This is a genomic window from Acinetobacter sp. CAU_H_29a_1, assembly GCF_058599505.1.
Genome location: NZ_CM178655.1, coordinates 2,403,290 through 2,422,569 on the forward strand (window position 1 = coordinate 2,403,290; position 19,280 = coordinate 2,422,569).

Consider the following 19,280-nt stretch of genomic DNA (forward strand, 5'->3'; position numbering starts at 1 on the left):
TTAAACAGCAAATGAACGTTCTGAATTAACCTTCAAGAACCGCTAAAATATCAGACTCTTTCATCACAAGAAGTTCTTCGCCTTCAACTTTAACTTTAGTGCCTGCATATGCACCAAACAGTACATTGTCGCCCACTTTTACGTCTAAAGCACGAACGCCATTGTCTGTAATTTTGCCATTGCCTACTGCAATGATTTCACCTTGAGCTGGCTGTTCAGCAGCAGAAGTACTCAAAATTAAACCACCTGCAGTTTTAGTTTCCTTTTCTACGCGGCGAATCACAACGTTGTCATGTAAAGGACGAATTTTGCTCATTTCTTGCTCCATAGACATTTTTAAAATGCCGTTGTTTACGATGTGAAGATGACTTCTTATTCCTAGGTCATCAACAAAATTTTGATATGACACTTTTGTGGGGATGGAATAAAACGCTTCAAGGGCAAACACAAAATATTTTTATATTTTTGCGCTCTTTTTAAGCAAACCTCATCAAAGTTTAGGCACTCAATTCAATCTGACGTATTTTGCTGCATCAACTCGAAGTGATTTGTTTCAGCGTTAAAGCTCAAATGTTGTACATCAGCATTCGGCAAAATAATATTCAAGCTATTGGGCAAGCCCGCATGTAAACGATAAGACGTTGCCGTTCCCGCATGAATATCCAGCACAGGATGCGATACCCCAAGTTGATAAATCTGATTCAAATCATAAACGGCAGCGTGGTGTAAATGCCCATGTAAAAGTCCATTTAAACCATGTTGGCTCCATTGCTCCAATGCAATACGACCAAGCATTGGACAGTCTTTCACACCATGACTATGGTCTGGCGGAGTATAAAAAGGCTGATGCGCGGCGATCAGTTTAATTTTGTGCGCTGGTGCTTGCTGCAACTTCAGGTCAATCTCTTGGATTTGGCTCAGTGAAATATGCCCTCGCGTGTGGTAACGCCGACGAATACTATTCACTCCAATGACATAAAAATGTTCAGTTTCTAAGGTATTTTCCATCCCCCCAAAAAATAGTTGATAACGTGCAAAGGGGCTGAAAAAACGATTCCATACATGGTACAGCGGAATATCATGATTTCCCGGCACCACCAAATACGGCAGCTTTAAACTGTCTAAAAACTGCCGACAAGCATAAAACTGAATAAACCGCGCACGCTGCGTCAAGTCCCCACTGACCACCACTGCTTCAAAAGGATGTTCCTCACATAACTGACGAATGGCCTTCAAACAGACTTCGCGTTCGGTCCCAAAGTGTAAATCCGACAAATGTAAAATCATGCAGGAACCATGATATTCAACGCATGTTTACGTACTGTAATTTTCAGCGGTGGTGTCATCGTGACAATTTCACCATCTACCGCAACCGTAAGCTTATTACGCTTTGAATGAACAATCACTTCATCTGCTGCAAAGCTATAGACATCGGAAGCCTGATCTAAATTGCCTTTAATCAGCTGCCATAAGGTCTTGAACAAAGTCCGCTTATCACTTTTTGCTACTACCACGCCCGCCACTTTGCCTGCTTCCGCCGCCTCGGCAATACGTAGTTTCATTTCAGCCAGTTGAAGCTGATTATTGCCAAAGAAAATCAATGGCGTTTTCACTGGATAGCGCTGTCCATCGACTTCTACTTCAAGTTTTAACTCTTTACGGTCGCGGATGAGAACATCCAATGCTGAGGTATACGCATGCAATGGAAAGCGCCCAAAATGCTTATTAAACTGTTCTCTTTTTTGAATAAATAAAGGATAAAGCCCTAAACTGGCATTGTTCAAATAGATATGTTGATTCAGCTGTGCCACATGTACAGAACGTGGCTGCCCTTCACTAATTGTTTTGGCCGCATCTAATAAATCCAACGGAATATTCAACACTCGCGCAACATAGTTAAATGTACCTAGAGGCAAGATCCCCATAGGAATATCCGTTCCCATCAATTTAGATGCAACTGCATTTAAAGTTCCGTCACCACCTGCAGCAACCACGACCCCTACATTCTCCGCTTGACGATGACGTAGTAAAATATCTTGCATCATCTGATCAAAGTTGATGCACTCACTTAACTCAAATGACTGTATTTCAAAACCCGCAGTACTCAAATCTGCTACCAACTGTTCATACACTTCATCTTTATTTGCAGCATGAAAACCTGATTTTTTATTATAAATAAGTGATAAAGGTTTGAGTTGTTCTGACATTTTGCACCTAAAATTGAAGTAACTGCTCTATTTTTGTCCAAATATTCAACACTTAACAGTTTTGTTATGTAAAATTCAAATGACTACCATTTATTTAATCAATAATAAATCTCAATCACAAAATAAATGCAAGCATATGATTTTAATACTAATATCTTAAATGAATAATCCTCATAAATATAATAAATACACAAAATAAAAGCAAAAAATCAAAACAAACTATTGTTTTTTAATAGTTAAAATGAAGCAACCCCATCGAACTGTTCATAATTTAGATACGCCTTTGGTCTTATTTTTTTTATCAAATTATGCTTTAATACAGCCACTTTTTTTTCATCTTTTCATCTCTGCAGTAAATTTTATTGCTGAGATTGTACTTTGTACAAACGTGTACATATTTGAGATAGGCCTCACCATGACCCAAGTGAACGCACCAGAATTCGTTCGTCACCCTAAGCTTATTGCGTGGGTGGAAGAAATTGCAAAATTAACAAAACCAGCGAAAATTGAATGGTGTGACGGCAGCGAAGAAGAATATCAACGTTATATCAACTTGATGATCGCTAACGGCACAATGCAAGCGCTTAACCAAGAAACGCATCCTGGTTCTTATCTTGCTAATTCTGATCCTTCTGACGTTGCTCGTGTTGAAGGTCGTACTTACATCTGCTCTGAAAAACAAGAAGATGCTGGCGCAACAAACAATTGGGAAGAGCCTGCTGAAATGCGTGCTCGCCTAAATGGTTTGTTTGACGGTTCAATGGCAGGTCGTACTTTATATGTAGTACCGTTCTCTATGGGCCCATTAGGTTCTCATATTGCGCATATTGGTATCGAATTAACTGACTCTCCTTATGTTGCAGTTAGCATGTCTAAAATGGCTCGCATGGGTAAAGCTGTTTATGACGTTCTTGGTACAGACGGTGAATTTATTCCTTGCGTACATACTGTTGGTGCGCCGCTTGCTGATGGCGAAAAAGATGTTGCATGGCCTTGCAACCCTGAAAAATACATCGTGCATTACCCAGAAACACGTGAAATCTGGTCTTACGGTTCTGGTTACGGTGGTAATGCATTGTTAGGTAAAAAATGCTTAGCTTTACGTATTGCTTCTTCTATGGGTCGTCAACAAGGTTGGTTAGCAGAACACATGCTGATCCTTGGTGTGACTAACCCTCAAGGCGAAAAACACTACATCGCAGCGGCATTCCCTTCTGCTTGTGGTAAAACAAACTTCGCGATGCTGATTCCACCAGCAGGCTACGAAGGTTGGAAAATTGAAACTGTAGGTGACGATATTGCTTGGATCAAACCAGGTGAAGACGGTCGCTTATATGCAATCAACCCAGAAGCAGGTTTCTTCGGTGTAGCGCCTGGTACCAATACCAAGACCAACCCGAACTGTATGGCTACACTTCACAAAGACGTGATTTATACCAACGTTGCTGTAACTGATAATGGTGAAGTATGGTGGGAAGGTCTAACTAAAGAAGCACCTGCTAACCTGACTAACTGGAAAGGTCAACCTCACACTGGCGCAGAAAAAGCAGCTCATCCAAATGCGCGCTTCACTGTTTCAGCGGGTCAATGCCCTTCTATCGATGCTGACTGGGAAAATCCAGCAGGCGTTCCAATTTCAGCGTTCATCTTTGGTGGTCGCCGTGCGGACACAGTGCCTCTAATTTCAGAAGCATTTGACTGGGTAGATGGTGTTTACAAAGCTGCAACTATGGGCTCTGAAACAACTGCTGCGGCCGTTGGCCAACAAGGTATTGTTCGTCGTGACCCATTCGCAATGCTTCCATTTGCGGGTTACAACATGGCGGATTACTTCTCTCACTGGTTAGAGCTTGGTGAAGAAGTAGCAGTAAAAGCTAAAGCTGCGGGCAACAAACTTCCGGGCATCTACAACGTGAACTGGTTCCGTCGTGATACTGAAGGCAACTTCGTATGGCCTGGTTTCGGTCAAAACATGCGTGTTCTTGAGTGGATCATTGACCGTTGTGAAGGTCGTGCTGATGCAGTTGAAACCCCAATTGGTTTAGTTCCAACTTATGAACAGTTGAACTGGACAGGTTCTGACTTCACTAAAGCACAGTTTGACCTTGTGACTTCTCAAGACAAAGATCAATGGATCAAAGAGCTTGAAAGCCATACTGAACTATTCGACAAACTTGGTGACCGCCTACCAGCTGCACTTAAAGCTCGCCAAAACGAACTTTTAGATGCTGTTAAGCAATCTGCTTAATCTTTAAATTAAGCCAAAAAAAAGACCGCGTAAGCGGTCTTTTTTTAATCTATTTATAATTTTAAAACTTTATAACTCAACAAAAATTTATCAAGGGGTAATTCATGCTTAAAAAACTCACACTCACAATTGGTCTAATGGGTCTATCAAGCCTAGTTATGGCTCAAACAGAAGTAGCAACAACTCAGCCAGCACTTCATGTTTGCGCGATCAAAGGCACACCTGATTCAACTCAATTTGAAATCAAAAAGCGCATCAAAGTCGCTAAAGGCACTTATGGCAGTGTGGTTGAACTCTATCCGCGTTTTGCTGAACGTGCACATCAAGTCGGTGGTAACGTCGTCATTAACTACAATGCCAGCCAACGTTTTGGCTTTTGGCCTTGGCGTATTGTCCGTAAGCGTCCGCTGAACCCCATGTCTATTTTTTAATTTGAGTTGGATTTCCAGCGGTGTGGTAGCAATTCTTCTATTTGGGTCACTTTATGGGTCGGCAATCTTTTCAGCACATCACTTAAATAGGCATACGGATCCAGCCCATTCGTAAGCGTCCGCTGAACCCCATGTCTATTTTTTAATTTGAGTTGGATTTCCAGCGGTGTGGTAGCAATTCTTCTATTTGGGTCACTTTATGGGTCGGCAATCTTTTCAGCACATCACTTAAATAGGCATACGGATCCAGCCCATTCAGCTTTGCTGACTGGATTAAAGTCATGATGTTTGCCGCTCGCTGACCACTGCGCAGCGAACCTGCAAATAACCAGTTCTTACGTCCCAACGCCCAAGGCCGCACCTGGTTTTCCACCCAATTATTGCAAATCGGTAGATTGCCATCATCCAGATAGCGGCTTAAAGCTGGCCAACGCTTCAGAGTGTAATTGATGGCCTTGGCGGTTGGAGAACTCGATGGCACCGTCAGTTGATGCTGGTTGAGCCATTCATACAGTTGTTGCATCACCGGTTGACTATGCTGTTGTCGGTATTCGCGGCGCTGTTCTGCTGTACCATCGGTCTTTCTCCTGAGTTCTGCTTCTATGGCATACAGTTTCTGAATCAGCACTAAGGCCTGTTCAGCGACCTGACTTTTCTTGGTCACATGCAGTTCATGGAATTTACGACGCGCATGCGCCATGCAGCCCACCTCAATAACTTGGCCTGATTTAAAGCGTGCTTTATAACCACTGTAATCATCACAGACCAGATGGCCCTGCCAGTCTTTCAGGAACGCTTCAGCATGCTGGCCTGAACGACTATCCTGAAAGTCATAAATCACGGCTTGAATTGGATTATATTGGGTTGTTGCATAGGCCCAGACATAACCTTTCTTCGGTTTTTTCTCATCATCACCCATCCGCATGATGGTGACTGGTGTTTCATCTGCATGCAGCACCCGCTGTTGCAGCACCACCTCTTTTAAAGCATTGGCCAGAGGCTCCAGTTCTACACCGCAGCGACCTATCCAGTCAGATAAAGTTGATCTAGAAAGCTCGATTCCCGCCCGCTGATAGATCAGACGTTGACGGTACAGCGGTAAATGATCTGCGTATTTCGAGACCAACACATGGCTCAGTAGTTCAGGACTGGCAATACCTTTATCAATCACATAGGCGGGCATCGCTTGCTGAGTCAGGGTGTCACACTGATCACAGACCCATTTGCCACGCACATGCTGTTCCTTATAGAACTGTGCCGGTCTGAAATGTAGTTTTTCACTGATATCTTCGCCGATACGACGCAAGGTGCAGCCACAAGCACATTGGGTTGATGTTGGTTCATGCTCGATACGGATGGTGTGTAGATGATCGGGCAGCAGTCGACGTTTAGGTTTGTTGACTGTGGCTTTGTGTGTCGCTGCATCAGTTTTATCTGCATTCAGCCGTTCCAGTTCCAGATCAACAGCGGCAATATCTTCTTCGACCGCTTCATCCCACAGATGGATTTGTTTTGCGGTGAGATGTTCGTTTTTACTGCCAAATTTGTGCTGTTTAAATAGTGCGAGCTCATGCTCGTATTTTTGCGTGAGAATGGAAAGATGTTGAACTTTGGCATCCAATTGCTGGTTTGATTTTTCTAATTCTTGATTTGATTGTGCCAAAGACTGATGCTGCATTGCCAACTGCCGGGTAAATTCCAGCAGTTGTTCATGGGTCAGTTGGCTTAAATCAGGCAGTGTATTCATGACCGCAGTATGCCTGAGGTCATGAGAAGAATGAAATAGAACGTTTGGAGAATAGCAGAATGGACCAAGCTAGTTTAGAGCATTGTGACCACTTGCTGTCGTCCAATGCGCTGCCAAGGCAAACCCTGGATCAGTGCCTGTAACTGTTCTGGACTGAGTGCCAGGGTTTCACCCTGATGAACTTTAGCCCAGTGAAATTTGCCCTGTTCCAACCGCCGAGAACACAGCCAGATCCCCAGTCCATCATGTACCAGCACTTTCATGCGATGGCCACGTTTATTACAGAACAGGTAAGCACAATGCGGTTTAATGTAGCCAAAGGCTCTCACCACCTGAGCCATGGCCGTATCCATACCTGCACGCATGTCCATGGGCTGGGTAGACAACCAGATTTCATCGATACGGATCATGTTGTAAGTGCCTTGAGTAATTCTGCTAAAGCAGATATTTCTGATACTTGCCATTTCAAGCCAATTTCTGCTTTTGAGTGGGGTAAAGTAATTTGAACTTTTAACATGTCAGTAGGAGTATGATCTAATGGTGCAGAGCAAGATAAGGCAATAAATGCAGGTTTATTCGATAGTGGTGAGCGATCACTCCTTGGCTTAGCATCAATTAAGCGAATCCATTTGGATACAAGATTTGTATTCAATCCATGTTGCAAAGCGACTGAAGCAATTGAAACCTCCGATGCTTTACACGCCTGAACGATATGCTGTTTAAATTCAGCACTATATGTTCTTCGTATTATCGTAAGAGATGCGATGGATGTCTGATTATTTGTAGTCATAAATTTAAGTCCCCACTTGTTTTTAAGTGAGGACTAAATTAAGGCTTATAGGACGAATTCATAAGGTGTGTTCAGCGGACGCTTACTATTGTCCGCCCAGTTGTTTGGGGAACAGCTGTAAAATGGAAGACACCTGTAGACTGTAAAGCGCTTGGCGGAATCGAAATTTAAATTTAAAAAAGCCGCGATAGCGGCTTTTTTAATAGAACGAAATTAAATGTAACCATGACACTCACTCAACACTATGCAGCATCCCCTTGCATACGACGCAGGTGTAAATCCTGCAAGTAGAGGTCTAAAGCTTGAGTTTCTAGTGCATCAAATTTTAAATACAGTTTAGTCCGTCGTTTTAAAATATCTTCACTGCTGACAGCCCACTCACGTTTCACCACATAATCCACTTCTTGCTGATACAAACCATGGCCAAAAGACTGCCCAGAAGTTTGTACATCTTTGTTCTCACCGAGCATATGCCACACTCGACTACCATAACTGTTTGCCCAACGATGCGCTGTTTGAGACTCTAGCCCTTTGATTTCATGCATCAACTCTGCACATAAAACCTCGACTGAACTAAAACCTTCCGCACCTGGGAGTTTTGCCTCAGCCGTCCATTCCGCTTTCATGTGTGGAAAATAACGTTTCAGCTGTAGCAAAGCCGCTTCCGCCAACTTGCGATAAGTCGTTAGCTTTCCACCATAAACAGATAACAATGGCGCTTCATCTGCAACAGGCTTAGACATCGCCAGTACATAATCACGTGTCACTTTAGAGGCTTGGGTACTTGCATCATCATACAGCGCCCTTACGCCTGCAAAGCTTGACATCACATCTCCTTGCTGTAATTGAAGCTTGAAATGGTCATTAATCACATCAATCAAATAAGCCGTTTCCTGCTCGGTAATATGGACATGATTTGCATCACCCTCAAACTCTACGTCCGTGGTACCAATCAGGCTGTATTCATCTAAATAAGGAATTACAAACACAATGCGTTGATCGTCATTTTGCAAAATAAATGCATGCTGTTCAGGGTATAAACGCTTCACAATGATATGGCTGCCCTGAACCAATCGAATGCCTGCCTTTGGTGTTTGGGACAGTTGTTGTTGAATAAAATCTGTGACCCATGCACCTGTTGCATTGACTAAGCTTCGAGCTTTAATTTGGTAGTGTTGTTTTTGATGCTCTAAGGTTAGGCACCACACCCCCTCCTGCTGAACCGCAGAAACACATCTCGTTTGTGTCCGAATTTGAGCCCCTAGCTCATGTGCTTGGATTGCATTGACTACCACCAAACGCGCATCATCCACAGTACAATCTGAATATTCGAAACCACGTTTAATCGTATCTTTTAACGGGCTATCGACATTAAAATGAACAAGCTCCGAGCCCTCTAATGTTTCTCGTTTTGCCAAATAATCATAGATAAATAAGCCTGAACGAATCAGCCATGCAGGGCGCAAATAAGGCAAATGCGGCATAATAAAACGCATAGGATGGATCAAGTGTGGGGCTTTTTTTAATAGTACTTCACGCTCTAATAGCGCTTCACGTACCAAACGAAATTCTTTTTGTTCGAGATAACGCAATCCACCATGAATGAGCTTACTACTGGCTGAAGACGTATGACTGGCTAAGTCATCTTTTTCGCAGACGAAAACACTTAAACCACGCCCTACAGCATCATTTGCAATGCCCACCCCATTGATGCCCGCGCCCACAACGGCAATATCATAAATGGCATCTGTGTCTTGCATATTCACCTCTCTCGTTGAGTTATTGTGTTATTTTTGTTCTTCACGCTAAACTTAACATCAAAATCCAATCTTGTCATATTCCAAAGCCAGTCAAACCAGAGAAAATTCGCTACTCTAAATAAATTAATCACCGCATCTGTTTTTACAATTTAATTTTTTATTTTGATTTTTCAGTGAAAAGTCGACCAATTTACAAGCTAAAAAACAATTTTATCTTTAAAAAGACAACAATCCTCATAAAAGAAAAAATACCATAACCCCTTGTATTTTAATTGACTATTCACACATTGAAAAATCACAAGAGTTTGTTTTAGATAAGTAAAATGATAATTTCCCATTAAAATAAAGATATTCATTAGAAAAACTTAACAGCATATAAATCATACTAACATTTAGACTAAAGTCGAATGAAGTCCAAAGATAAGGGGCGTATAACGAAACAGAATTTTTTGTTTAATCTTAAAATATATTGTTTTAACTTTTTCTACTTAAAAAGTTAAAAGATGTATTTTCCGAACTTCTCTTTGGGAAATTTTTGTGACTGATCTATCCCCCCAAGCTGCTCCAGTAAGCATCGATAAAAAGACCCGTTTAAAATCGATTCTCGGTGGTTCAGCTGGCAACTTAGTTGAATGGTATGACTGGTACGTCTATGCCGCATTTACCTTATATTTCGCGCCACAGTTTTTCCCTGAAGGGGATGACACGGTAAAACTTTTACAAGCTGCAGCCGTCTTTGCATTGGGCTTCCTGATGCGTCCTATTGGCGCGTGGATCATGGGCATTTATGCAGACCGTAAAGGACGTAAATCAGGTCTTACTCTGTCTGTATCTTTAATGTGTGTGGGATCTTTGATTATTGCCTGTGCACCCACCTATGCCAGTGTGGGTATGCTTGCACCTGCCTTATTGCTCTTTGCCCGTTTATTACAAGGTTTAAGTGTCGGTGGAGAGTACGGTTCAAGCGCAACCTATTTAACGGAAATGGCTGGGAAAAACCATCGTGGTTTCTTCTCTAGTTTTCAGTATGTGACTCTCATTTCAGGTCAGCTCTTGGCGCTGTGTGTGTTGATCATTTTACAACGTACGATGAGCGAAGCACAGTTATCTGAATGGGGCTGGCGTATTCCCTTCTTCATTGGTGCTGTACTTGCCATTGTGGTGTTCTGGATTCGTCGTGGTCTGGTTGAAACCCAATCTTCAAAAGATGCACAGGAACAAGCTAAAAATGGTGGCCCAAAATCTAGCGCACTTGCTTTATTTACCAAATATCCAAAGCAAGCGTTCACCGTAATTATGCTGACTGCAGGTGGAACACTGGCATTCAATACCTTTACCACGTATTTACAAAAATACTTAGTCAACACCTCAGGTTTTGAGAAAACCACAGCAACAGAGATCACCACAGCTGCAATCTTTGTCTTCATGCTATTGCAACCTGTGGTGGGTGCACTGTCTGATAAAATTGGTCGTAAACCAATTATGATCACTTTTGGTGTATTGGGTGTACTGTTCACGATTCCAATTTTCAACGGTCTTGGTTCAACCAACAGCCCAACAACCGCATTCATGCTATGTATGAGCGGTATGGTAATTGTAACGGGTTATACCGCAATTAATGCCGTAGTCAAAGCAGAGCTCTTTCCAGCACATATTCGTGCACTAGGGGTTGCCCTACCTTATGCGATTGCAAATACCATCTTTGGTGGCACAGCAGAGCTTGTAGCGTTGAGTTTTAAAAATGCAGGAAATGAAAACTACTTCTTTTACTACATCACCTTCATGATTGGTTTATCTCTACTGACTTACATCTTTATGAAAGACACCAAAAAGCACAGTATGATTACCGATCATTGATGCTTAAAGTAAGTGTGTAAGTTAATAAGCTAGACATAAAAAATGCCTTCTCGAATGAAGGCATTTTTTATGTCTGATCAATTTCTTGCCGAAACTTGATTGATTGAAATATCGTGAATTACACCTGCGTATGGCATACTAAGAACAAGAATAATGTTAGGAACTTTTTATATGAAAAATACGTATAAACTTTTAGGCTTAAGCTGTATCGTTTTAGCAGTATCTGCATGTCAAAGCACGCCTCGCCAATACAATGGCAATGTTGACTATCAAATTGAACATCAATCAGCGTCGAACGCTACCCTTGCTTATACGCTTGCTGCTCGTAAAAATCAGCAACTTGATGAAAATAAATTACAACGTGCTTGCCAAAAAGTTTTAGGTTCACAAAAGAATTATAAATTGGCGGTTTTAAGTATTAATGACATTCCTAATACTGCAGCAGATGTTCCCCAATATGGACGCCAAATTGGTCAAACTCGTGCCACTTTTGGATTAAGCAATACACCGGACCTACATCAAGGTGAAAACTTTGCAACACGCGAGTCACTTGAAGCACGCCCAAGCACACTGCATGTTGTGCGCTATACCTGCTCTTAATACCTTCATATAAAAAAGTGTTTAGTGTCCTTTTTGAGTCTCTAAAGTTCGATAAAAACTCACATTACGAAACTCTGGTGACTCATCTAGATCTGGCCAAGTTGTGGCACTACGCTCATCGAGCTTCATGTATTGCGGATGGCTAAAATTTTTAACACGACTATCCGCCACCCAAACTTCAGGTGCAAACTTTAAAAATTCATCTAAAAAGAAACGATTGCATTGATCATATAAAACATCAGCAGCCAATAGAACATCGACCTGTTCAGATTGATACAAGTCATCCAAATACTCTAGCTCTACATTATTAAGTTCTGCATTGGCACGGCAAGCATCTAAACTAACTGCATCAATATCGCAACAAATCACACGTTTTGCGCCCGCCATTTTGGCTGCAATCGCCACCACACCTGAACCTGCGCCAAAATCCAACACTACCTTATCTTTGACATGATGAGGCTCTGCCAGTAACCACTGCGCCATGGCTAGACCTGAAGCCCAACAAAAGATCCAATATGGTGTTTCATTCCAAATACGGCGAATAATTTCATCATCCAGTTTATCGGTTGGAAATACGGGAGGAATGAGCCACAAAGAAATAGATGTTTCAGGAAGCTGTTGCGCAAGCAATTCACAGTGTGGAATCACTTCATGCAAGGCTTTTAGCAAATGTTTCGGTGCTTGAGGAAATTGGAAAGTACAGCTCATTCAAATAAAACCTAATTTATTATTTAAGAATTAATTCACAGTATCCAGATACGCGTAAATGTCATCCACAACTGTCCGAGGCAGGCTTTCATATAAAGCGTAAAGTTTCTGTGATTAATCAAATATACGAAAACATTTGACGAGTTTTGTGGATGACAATGGTTTTGCCTACTTTTACCAAAACAAAAGTAGGTCGAACCGAAGGTTAGTCCTAACATTCAAAGCCTAAAGAAAAGACTCCGCCATTCCACTTTTCATTCATATTTCAGATAAAATTTAAAATAAAAGCTGCATAGGTCAATTACCCATGCAGCTTTTATGACTTAGATTAAAAAATTAACCTAAAGCTTTTTCAGCAGCTTCAACTGTTTGACGAATTAGTGTCGTAATCGTCATTGGACCCACGCCACCTGGAACAGGTGTATACGCAGAAGCGACTTCTTCAATACCGACCAATTGAATGTCGCCTACACCACCACCATCACGTGGATGGAAACCAGCATCAACAACCACTGCACCTTGTTTGATCCAATCTTTTTGAATCAATTCTGCCTTACCAACCGCACCCACGATAATATCGGCTTGTTTCACAAAGTCAGCTAAGTTTTGAGTACGTGAGTGACAGATCGTTACGGTCGCATTGGCTTGAAGTAGCATCGCAGCCATTGGCTTACCTAAAATTGCAGAACGTCCTACAACGACAGCATGCTTTCCAGTAATTTCGATATTGTTTTCTTGCAAAATAGTCATAATACCTGCGGGTGTCGCAGAACCATACGCTGCCTCACCCATAGCCATACGACCAAAACCAAGACAAGTTACGCCATCCACATCTTTGGCAAGAGAGATTGCATCAAAACATGCACGCTCATCAATTTGTTCAGGCACTGGATGCTGAAGCAAAATACCGTGAACATCAGGATTGGCATTCAGTTTTTCAATTTCAGCCAACAATTGTTCAGTGGTGGTCTCTTTTGGCAGTTCAACTTTAAGTGAGTCCATACCAACACGACGGCAGGCATTTCCTTTCATACGAACATAAGTTGCAGATGCACCATCGTCACCCACCAAAATTGTCGCAAGAATTGGGGTACGACCTGATTTTGCTTTGAGCGCTTCAACGCGAGTTAACAAGTCAGCTTCAATTTGTTTTGCCAATGCACGACCATCTAAAACTAATGCCACGGCACATCTCCAAGTGTTGATATGAATCAATTTTGCACATAATACATGATAATTTTAAATATTTTTCGCTATATGCTGTTTTTATGCGCATACGAATGAAAGCACTATTGTTTTTTTTTCAGAGCTTGCTAATATACGCATCAACAAGACGCGGCGGGGTGGCAGAGTGGTCATGCAGCGGACTGCAACTCCGTGGACGCCGGTTCGATTCCGACCTCCGCCTCCATCTTGTTAAAGCCCGAGTGGTGAAATCGGTAGACACAGGGGATTTAAAATCCCCCGCCCACAAAGCGTGCCAGTTCGAGTCTGGCCTCGGGCACCATTCTTATACTTCTAAGTATGGTGCATATAAAGAACCCAGCGTTAAGCTGGTTTTTTTATGCCTACAGAAAAAGCATAATACAATGCACAAAAAAAAAGAGAGCACATTGACTCTCTTAAAAATAATATCTCATTCGTTTATCACGATAAGGGTGGTAATAAATAATGTTGCAGATCTTGTTCTAATTTTTCTTGAAAATGAGCTGGCTCAATAATTTTAATGTATGGAATCCAATAGCGCACCAAAGGTAAAAGTTGCATTTCATGGCAAATTTGACAATCAATTAACAAACCACCTGATGCATCTTCTAGTACGATTTGTTGCTCTGGCAATAATAGACGTTGCTTAAAATATAAGGCAACTTCAGGTCGCACCGATATTTTCACCGTTTGCTTATGCTTTGCAAACCAAATCCCCTCACTGAGCTCTAATTGGGTCAAAACTTCTAAATGGTGCTCGAAAAGCTCCGACTCATGTACAACCACTTGATCTATTTTACTTAAACGATAAGCACGTAATTCATCAGTTACAGCTGCGGCCAAATACCAACTTCCCTGATGATGAATTAAACGATACGGGTCAACATGGCGTAAACGATCATTATAAATAAAACTGATTTTTTGACGCTTATGAATCGCGCCCGCAAAAACCTGAAAATGTTCAGCAAATTGCTGTGCATTTTCATAATAATAACCTTTGGCAGAGAACACTTGATTTGCACGCTCATCAAGCAGGCCACGTAGAAAAGACATATCTAGAGATGGATAGAGCTCACCAATCCCAGAAAGCTGTGCAAAGTTCTGAATGTCTTGTAGCTTAAAGCGCCCAAGATAAACAGGATCTAAAAAGTACTTCTTGGTATATTCATCTTGAAGTAAAGGCAAATACGTATTGAGACGATCAAAATCTCGCTCTATCGTTCGCGTACTCACCTGAAATTCATGTGCTAGTTCTGCAACCCCTAATTGATATCCAGTATTTAATTTAGTCAAAATATTCGCTAAACGCTCCGCAAGGCGTTCATGTGTTGAAGCTTTACGCTTCATATTGCCCTCGCTGCACAATCAATGTTGTGTCTTTATTTATAGTTAAATGCCTAAGCATTATATTCAATATAAGTCACTGAATAATATTAAGTAAAAGACAAACGGTCAGCTTTCAAGCTATGTCATGTTTTTATCAAAAAAAAATCGATCAATGTTTTTTAGATTTCTTCTTCTTTACTACAGTTTGCTGATGCGCTAAACGCTCTATATAACGCTCAAAATGAATTAAAGCTTTATATAGCTTATGTAACTCATCAGGTAAAACACTATTATAGATAACCGCCTTATGCAGGCGCTTGAGCGCACGGAAACCATGCGCATGTGTATATGATGTCGATAAAATTTTCATGACAACCCTCTTTTCTGTTTTATTTTTCATTTAAAACCACGTAAATTTGTCAGGTTTAAATTTAGTTTCAAATTTACACCACGGTTTTGACAGGTTGTGTCGAACAGTTATCATTTTTTAATTTTTGTGAAATTATTTTCTGTTTTCAGTACATTATTTTTATTTTTTGGAAAAATTTTAGGCAAAAGAAAAGCCGACATGATGTCAGCTCTACTTTTTATACTCTAGAAATATTACAGGATTGTTACCACAACTTTACCCACGTGCTCACCCGTGTCCATGCAGGCATGCGCTGCTTGAATCTGATCAAACTCAAAAGTTTGATAAATCATCGGCAAGCAATCGCCTTTGGCCCATAACGGTGCCACATGATCTTGTAAACCTTGTGCAATCTCAGCCTTCTCAGCGGTATTTCGTGCACGCATGGTCGAACCTGTGATGGTTAAGCGCTTCATCATAATTTGCCCCAACTTAACCTCTTTGGCTTTTGCACCCCCTAAAAAGGCAATATAAACCAAACGTCCATCGCGGCGGAGCAAGTTCAAATTCTTTTCTAAATACGGTGCACCCACCATATCTAAAATGACATCAACACCAGCATTATCCGTTTTCTCATTGATCTCGTGTTCAAAGTCTTGGGTTTTATAATTGATGGCATCTGTCAAATTCGCAATGGCTTGTACTTTTTCATCGCTGCCGACGGTTGCAAAGGTTTTAATGCCCAATGCTTTACATAGCATGAGTGCCGTGGTGCCAATGCCACTGGTTCCACCATGTACCAACACTACTTCCCCTGCTTTGGCTTTACCCATTTGGAACACATTGGCCCAGACCGTGAAAAAAGTTTCAGGAATAGCCGCCGCTTCCACAAAGCTTACATTTTTTGGAATATGTAAAGTTTGACTTTGTGGAACCACGCAATACTCTGCATAACCACCACCATTGGTCAAACCACAAACGTTATCGCCCACTTTAAACTGGGTAACTTCAGCTCCAACTGCAACGACCTCACCTGCAACCTCAAGCCCTGGTACTTGTGTTACCCCCGGCGGCATGGGATATAAACCTTGACGCTGTAAAATATCTGGACGGTTAATACCAAACGCATGGACCTTAACCAAGACTTCGTCTGCTTTTGCTTCAGGGATCGTCACTGTTTCATATGCCAGCTTATCCACACCACCCGGCTCTGTAATAATGACCTGTTGCATCGTTGTTTGTGACATGATTTATTCCTAACTCTTGCGATATTTTTCAAGTTTCATAGACCTATTTGATCATAGAAATAAATTGAAATGAATAACACCGTACTTATGTATAGCCTGAAGACTATTTTGCTGCGTGATAGCACTAATCATTGATAAAAAAAGCAAGCTGCGACATCAATCCGACTGCATTCAACATCCCTCTCAAACATTACTTAGAACTAGTAAGGTCAGATGAAAAGCACAGGTATTCAGTTGCGTGGTTGATCAGGCAAAGACACAAACTGCATTAGAAATTTACGAACCAAAGGCAAAAACACCATAATCAGTGGAAATGCAATCAACCAAGATAAGCTCCAGCTTTTGAGCCAAAGATGGAAGAAATTATGCACTAGGCCTTTATTTAATAGTAAGTTAAAACCAGAAATAGAACCACTCATCAGACCTGAAAGCAATAAAGGCATTAATCAATTTAAGTGTTTGATATGAATTTTAGGGAGTGTGTTGAACATAATCGACCTGAGTAAATAAAAATTAGCTTTGGCTTGGCGTTTTAACGGTTTGTTTTAAAGCTTTCATAAACTGCCCAAAATGTGGCATAAAATCTTTAAAGAGCGGAAGGTTTTTATGCTCTAGCATCACCTCACTAAAGAGCTTTAAACCAACAGTAAATGATTTCGCTGCTTCATCATCCAGCATTAGACTGTTTTGAATCACCTGTAACACTTTAAAAATATCGTCGTGGTTATAGCTGTTAAAACTCAAAGTATCAGTATAGGTCGACGGGTTGCCTTGAGCATCTGCAATGTGTTTGAGTGTGACTTCATAAGTATGTTGTTTCATTCTGTTTTCCTAGAGACGTGCAATATTCACTGCTGCTTGATCGATTTGTTCTGCAATAGCACGAATTTGTTCAGGGCTCAGCTCACTGTGTTGTATCTTGAGCTTTAAGGAAGCTTTGAGGTTTTCCATCGCACGTTTAATATCAAGATATTGTTCATTATTTTGAATTTGTTTACGCGTGTCGAAACGAGATAAGATCTTTTCCACATTTGCTTGCTCAGCCTCAAGATGCTTCAAACCCAAGGTTGTTATACGGTATTGCTTACGTTCAGCGCCATCTAATGCGACCTGAACAAACTGTTGCTCTTCCAAATAATTCAAGGTTGGATAGATCGTTCCTGCACTTGGGCAATAGCCCCCTCCCACAATTTCACCCACCTCTTTAATGAGGTCATAGCCATATTTAGGTGCAAATGAAATGAGATGTAAGGCTAAAAGTTTCATCTGACCCACTTCAAATAGGCGCTGTTTACGTAACACTGGCGCTATTTCCAAATGAGTAAAGGGTTCAACTTTTTGTGCTTTAGACATAAACAAGATACATCTTTAAATTACTAAGATATATCTTAAGTTGTTTTTTAAGAATTGCAACTTCAAGCCCTGAAATAGAACATCAAAATTTAAAATCAAATGGGTAAATGTGAAGGATTACTTGATATTTTTAGATAAGATTGCTGAACAGTTGCAATACCGCTAAAATTTAACCTCTGTTTTCACGTTCCCCCCCCCTCAAGTGAACTCTGACAAAACTCCTAAAATTCAGAATTAAATTAAAATGACAGATCAACTTAGAAAAAAATTTGAAAACCTACAACTCAATGCTGGGCAAGGCAAGATCAGTGCATTTCTTTCTGTTTCCTTAGGCTTTTTGGGTATTTTTGCTGCTTTATGTTTTTTATTCCCCACTGTGCTCACCACACCAGAACTACGCCCGCTATATAGCAAACACTATGATGTTTTCTACTACACCCTACTGTTCGGTATCGTCGTTAGTGCTGGTTTTGGTACCTATAGTGCGATCATTAAACAGAATAAATATGGTTTTTATGGTTTGTGTATCACCATTTTAGCAGCTATTTTAGGCTGTGGGCTGATCAAAGCACCGACATTGCCTGCTCTACCCTTTTATGCAGGTTTTGATTATTTCGTTATTACTTTAATCATCCTTGCTTTAGTCTTTATTCCGCTTGAAGGATTCTTTGCAAAGAACACTGAACAGAAAATTCTGCGCGTTGGCTGGGTCACAGACATGAAATATTTCATGTTTAGCCATATTGGCATTCAGCTTTTTTCGTTTTTAACGGTCATGCCTATTCAGTATTGGATCACGCATATTCCTAATAACCCAATTGTGCCGTATGTGCAGGCGCAGCCAATTTGGTTACAGTTTATTGAGTTATTAATTGTGGTGGACTTCACCACCTATTGGTTACACCGTGCGATGCATGAAGTGAATTTTTTATGGCGCTTTCATGCCATTCACCATTCAACAGAACAAATGGACTGGCTAGCCTCTTCACGCTTACACATTGTTGAAGTGTTAATGACCCGTTTTATCGCAACCTTGCCAATTTTCTTGTTAGGTTTTCATACGTCTGCGGTCTTTGCTTATTTGGTCTTTATTTCTTTCCATGCCATTTTTATTCACTCAAACGTGCGTTTCCGCTTTCCCTATCTGCGCTGGCTGATCGCAACACCTGAGTTTCACCACTGGCATCATTCTTCTGAAAAGCCTGCGATTGATAAAAATTATGCAGCCTTTATTCCACTTTACGACGTGATTTTTAAATCGATTTATATGCCTAATCATTTGGCCAGTGTATACGGCACCGTCGGCTATAAAATTCCAAACAGTTTTGTGAAGCAGTTTACTTGGCCATTTAAACGCTATGTGAATAAGCTGAAAAAGCGCTTAAACAAAGATAATGAGACTTCCTAACAAAACCAATCGATTAACAATCTCAATAATTGAAGCTTGTCTA

General features: G+C 41.1%; 20 protein-coding genes, 2 tRNA genes and 2 pseudogenes. 8 read left to right on the forward strand and 16 right to left on the reverse strand.

What is annotated here, in order from left to right; translation table 11 throughout:
* Positions 1 to 25: 25 nt before the first annotated feature.
* The 3 genes from AC4MDD_RS11970 to AC4MDD_RS11980 form a co-directional block, all read right to left on the reverse strand.
* Entirely contained in the window at positions 26 to 316 is a 291-nt protein-coding gene (locus AC4MDD_RS11970; RefSeq protein ID WP_010326285.1) for a co-chaperone GroES, read from the reverse strand.
* 194 nt (positions 317 to 510) lie between these two features.
* On the reverse strand, positions 511 to 1,287 hold the full coding sequence (locus tag AC4MDD_RS11975) for a metallophosphoesterase family protein (RefSeq protein ID WP_491881700.1): 777 nt from the start codon (positions 1,285 to 1,287) through the stop codon (positions 511 to 513).
* On the reverse strand, positions 1,284 to 2,207 hold the full coding sequence (locus AC4MDD_RS11980) for a diacylglycerol/lipid kinase family protein (protein ID WP_279698884.1): 924 nt from the start codon (positions 2,205 to 2,207) through the stop codon (positions 1,284 to 1,286). The genes AC4MDD_RS11975 and AC4MDD_RS11980 overlap by 4 nt, the downstream gene beginning before the upstream one ends.
* Before the next feature lie 415 nt (positions 2,208 to 2,622).
* On the opposite strand from AC4MDD_RS11980, the gene AC4MDD_RS11985 reads away from it, so the two are divergent.
* Together AC4MDD_RS11985 and AC4MDD_RS11990 are read left to right on the forward strand one after the other, a co-directional pair.
* Positions 2,623 to 4,455, forward strand: coding sequence for a phosphoenolpyruvate carboxykinase (GTP) (locus AC4MDD_RS11985; RefSeq protein WP_005399853.1), 1,833 nt, complete (start codon positions 2,623 to 2,625; stop codon positions 4,453 to 4,455).
* A gap of 104 nt (positions 4,456 to 4,559) precedes the next feature.
* Positions 4,560 to 4,886: a hypothetical protein gene (locus AC4MDD_RS11990; protein WP_491881701.1), complete on the forward strand. Its 327-nt coding sequence runs from the start codon at positions 4,560 to 4,562 to the stop codon at positions 4,884 to 4,886.
* On the opposite strand, the pseudogene AC4MDD_RS11995 reads toward AC4MDD_RS11990, so the two are convergent.
* The 4 genes and pseudogenes from AC4MDD_RS11995 to tnpA all read right to left on the reverse strand — a co-directional run.
* Positions 4,883 to 5,002 (reverse strand): annotated as a pseudogene (locus AC4MDD_RS11995) (transposase domain-containing protein); the annotation flags it as partial. The gene AC4MDD_RS11990 and the pseudogene AC4MDD_RS11995 overlap by 4 nt on opposite strands.
* A gap of 26 nt (positions 5,003 to 5,028) precedes the next feature.
* Positions 5,029 to 6,633, reverse strand: a complete 1,605-nt coding sequence (tnpC, locus tag AC4MDD_RS12000) for an IS66 family transposase (protein ID WP_491881702.1) — start codon at positions 6,631 to 6,633, stop codon at positions 5,029 to 5,031.
* Positions 6,634 to 6,707: 74 nt separating this feature from the next.
* Positions 6,708 to 7,043: an IS66 family insertion sequence element accessory protein TnpB gene (tnpB, locus tag AC4MDD_RS12005; RefSeq protein WP_004684362.1), complete on the reverse strand. Its 336-nt coding sequence runs from the start codon at positions 7,041 to 7,043 to the stop codon at positions 6,708 to 6,710.
* On the reverse strand, positions 7,040 to 7,423 hold the full coding sequence (gene tnpA / locus AC4MDD_RS12010) for an IS66-like element accessory protein TnpA (RefSeq protein WP_491881703.1): 384 nt from the start codon (positions 7,421 to 7,423) through the stop codon (positions 7,040 to 7,042). The genes tnpB and tnpA overlap by 4 nt, the downstream gene beginning before the upstream one ends.
* An 87-nt stretch (positions 7,424 to 7,510) precedes the next feature.
* On the opposite strand from tnpA, the pseudogene AC4MDD_RS12015 reads away from it, so the two are divergent.
* A pseudogene (locus AC4MDD_RS12015) lies at positions 7,511 to 7,594 on the forward strand (hypothetical protein); the annotation flags it as partial.
* A 71-nt stretch (positions 7,595 to 7,665) separates the two neighbouring features.
* On the opposite strand, the gene glpD reads toward AC4MDD_RS12015, so the two are convergent.
* The gene (glpD, locus tag AC4MDD_RS12020; protein WP_491881704.1) at positions 7,666 to 9,183 is read right to left on the reverse strand and encodes a glycerol-3-phosphate dehydrogenase; all 1,518 of its coding nucleotides are present in this window, start codon (positions 9,181 to 9,183) and stop codon (positions 7,666 to 7,668) included.
* Positions 9,184 to 9,720: 537 nt separating this feature from the next.
* On the opposite strand from glpD, the gene AC4MDD_RS12025 reads away from it, so the two are divergent.
* On the forward strand, positions 9,721 to 11,040 hold the full coding sequence (locus AC4MDD_RS12025) for an MFS transporter (RefSeq protein ID WP_491881705.1): 1,320 nt from the start codon (positions 9,721 to 9,723) through the stop codon (positions 11,038 to 11,040).
* A gap of 171 nt (positions 11,041 to 11,211) precedes the next feature.
* Positions 11,212 to 11,640 carry a hypothetical protein gene (locus AC4MDD_RS12030; protein WP_491881706.1) on the forward strand — a complete coding sequence of 143 codons (429 nt, stop codon included), beginning with the start codon at positions 11,212 to 11,214 and terminating at the stop codon, positions 11,638 to 11,640.
* A gap of 21 nt (positions 11,641 to 11,661) precedes the next feature.
* Here the strand turns inward: AC4MDD_RS12030 and AC4MDD_RS12035 are convergent, their stop codons facing one another.
* Together AC4MDD_RS12035 and folD are read right to left on the reverse strand one after the other, a co-directional pair.
* Entirely contained in the window at positions 11,662 to 12,348 is a 687-nt protein-coding gene (locus AC4MDD_RS12035) for a class I SAM-dependent methyltransferase (RefSeq protein WP_491881707.1), read from the reverse strand.
* 336 nt (positions 12,349 to 12,684) lie between these two features.
* Positions 12,685 to 13,533: a bifunctional methylenetetrahydrofolate dehydrogenase/methenyltetrahydrofolate cyclohydrolase FolD gene (gene folD, locus AC4MDD_RS12040; protein ID WP_491881708.1), complete on the reverse strand. Its 849-nt coding sequence runs from the start codon at positions 13,531 to 13,533 to the stop codon at positions 12,685 to 12,687.
* Positions 13,534 to 13,685: 152 nt separating this feature from the next.
* Between folD and AC4MDD_RS12045 the strand changes: the two genes are divergently transcribed.
* Together AC4MDD_RS12045 and AC4MDD_RS12050 are read left to right on the forward strand one after the other, a co-directional pair.
* Positions 13,686 to 13,759 (forward strand) — tRNA-Cys (locus AC4MDD_RS12045).
* Positions 13,760 to 13,769: 10 nt separating this feature from the next.
* A tRNA-Leu gene (locus tag AC4MDD_RS12050) sits at positions 13,770 to 13,855 on the forward strand.
* A gap of 140 nt (positions 13,856 to 13,995) precedes the next feature.
* On the opposite strand, the gene AC4MDD_RS12055 is transcribed toward AC4MDD_RS12050, so the two are convergent.
* From AC4MDD_RS12055 to AC4MDD_RS12080, 6 genes are all read right to left on the reverse strand, one after another.
* Positions 13,996 to 14,901, reverse strand: coding sequence for a helix-turn-helix transcriptional regulator (locus AC4MDD_RS12055; protein ID WP_004694351.1), 906 nt, complete (start codon positions 14,899 to 14,901; stop codon positions 13,996 to 13,998).
* Positions 14,902 to 15,049: 148 nt separating this feature from the next.
* Positions 15,050 to 15,280, reverse strand: a complete 231-nt coding sequence (locus tag AC4MDD_RS12060; RefSeq protein WP_406935408.1) for a hypothetical protein — start codon at positions 15,278 to 15,280, stop codon at positions 15,050 to 15,052.
* 203 nt (positions 15,281 to 15,483) lie between these two features.
* Positions 15,484 to 16,476 (reverse strand): NAD(P)H-quinone oxidoreductase, encoded by a 993-nt coding sequence (locus AC4MDD_RS12065; RefSeq protein ID WP_491881709.1) that lies wholly within the window; start codon positions 16,474 to 16,476, stop codon positions 15,484 to 15,486.
* Between the two features lie 230 nt (positions 16,477 to 16,706).
* Positions 16,707 to 16,919: a DUF2798 domain-containing protein gene (locus AC4MDD_RS12070; protein ID WP_491881710.1), complete on the reverse strand. Its 213-nt coding sequence runs from the start codon at positions 16,917 to 16,919 to the stop codon at positions 16,707 to 16,709.
* Between the two features lie 70 nt (positions 16,920 to 16,989).
* Positions 16,990 to 17,298, reverse strand: coding sequence for a DUF3861 domain-containing protein (locus AC4MDD_RS12075; RefSeq protein ID WP_491881711.1), 309 nt, complete (start codon positions 17,296 to 17,298; stop codon positions 16,990 to 16,992).
* 9 nt (positions 17,299 to 17,307) lie between these two features.
* Entirely contained in the window at positions 17,308 to 17,829 is a 522-nt protein-coding gene (locus AC4MDD_RS12080; RefSeq protein WP_491881712.1) for a PadR family transcriptional regulator, read from the reverse strand.
* Positions 17,830 to 18,073: 244 nt separating this feature from the next.
* On the opposite strand from AC4MDD_RS12080, the gene AC4MDD_RS12085 reads away from it, so the two are divergent.
* On the forward strand, positions 18,074 to 19,237 hold the full coding sequence (locus AC4MDD_RS12085) for a sterol desaturase family protein (RefSeq protein WP_234962829.1): 1,164 nt from the start codon (positions 18,074 to 18,076) through the stop codon (positions 19,235 to 19,237).
* Positions 19,238 to 19,280 lie beyond the last annotated feature (43 nt).

Excerpts from the sequence above, each read along its gene's own strand:
- AC4MDD_RS11985 (WP_005399853.1), top strand. The coding sequence starts at position 2,623 with ATGACCCAAGTGAACGCACCAGAATTCGTTCGTCACCCTAAGCTTATT.
- AC4MDD_RS12070 (WP_491881710.1), bottom strand. The coding sequence starts at position 16,919 with ATGCCTTTATTGCTTTCAGGTCTGATGAGTGGTTCTATTTCTGGTTTT.
- AC4MDD_RS11990 (WP_491881701.1), top strand. The coding sequence starts at position 4,560 with ATGCTTAAAAAACTCACACTCACAATTGGTCTAATGGGTCTATCAAGC.
- tnpA (WP_491881703.1), bottom strand. The coding sequence starts at position 7,423 with ATGACTACAAATAATCAGACATCCATCGCATCTCTTACGATAATACGA.
- AC4MDD_RS12085 (WP_234962829.1), top strand. The coding sequence starts at position 18,074 with ATGACAGATCAACTTAGAAAAAAATTTGAAAACCTACAACTCAATGCT.
- glpD (WP_491881704.1), bottom strand. The coding sequence starts at position 9,183 with ATGCAAGACACAGATGCCATTTATGATATTGCCGTTGTGGGCGCGGGC.
- AC4MDD_RS12080 (WP_491881712.1), bottom strand. The coding sequence starts at position 17,829 with ATGTCTAAAGCACAAAAAGTTGAACCCTTTACTCATTTGGAAATAGCG.
- AC4MDD_RS12075 (WP_491881711.1), bottom strand. The coding sequence starts at position 17,298 with ATGAAACAACATACTTATGAAGTCACACTCAAACACATTGCAGATGCT.
- AC4MDD_RS11980 (WP_279698884.1), bottom strand. The coding sequence starts at position 2,207 with ATGTCAGAACAACTCAAACCTTTATCACTTATTTATAATAAAAAATCA.
- AC4MDD_RS12065 (WP_491881709.1), bottom strand. The coding sequence starts at position 16,476 with ATGTCACAAACAACGATGCAACAGGTCATTATTACAGAGCCGGGTGGT.
- AC4MDD_RS11975 (WP_491881700.1), bottom strand. The coding sequence starts at position 1,287 with ATGATTTTACATTTGTCGGATTTACACTTTGGGACCGAACGCGAAGTC.
- tnpC (WP_491881702.1), bottom strand. The coding sequence starts at position 6,633 with ATGAATACACTGCCTGATTTAAGCCAACTGACCCATGAACAACTGCTG.
- AC4MDD_RS12035 (WP_491881707.1), bottom strand. The coding sequence starts at position 12,348 with ATGAGCTGTACTTTCCAATTTCCTCAAGCACCGAAACATTTGCTAAAA.
- tnpB (WP_004684362.1), bottom strand. The coding sequence starts at position 7,043 with ATGATCCGTATCGATGAAATCTGGTTGTCTACCCAGCCCATGGACATG.
- AC4MDD_RS12030 (WP_491881706.1), top strand. The coding sequence starts at position 11,212 with ATGAAAAATACGTATAAACTTTTAGGCTTAAGCTGTATCGTTTTAGCA.
- AC4MDD_RS11970 (WP_010326285.1), bottom strand. The coding sequence starts at position 316 with ATGAGCAAAATTCGTCCTTTACATGACAACGTTGTGATTCGCCGCGTA.
- AC4MDD_RS12060 (WP_406935408.1), bottom strand. The coding sequence starts at position 15,280 with ATGAAAAATAAAACAGAAAAGAGGGTTGTCATGAAAATTTTATCGACA.
- AC4MDD_RS12055 (WP_004694351.1), bottom strand. The coding sequence starts at position 14,901 with ATGAAGCGTAAAGCTTCAACACATGAACGCCTTGCGGAGCGTTTAGCG.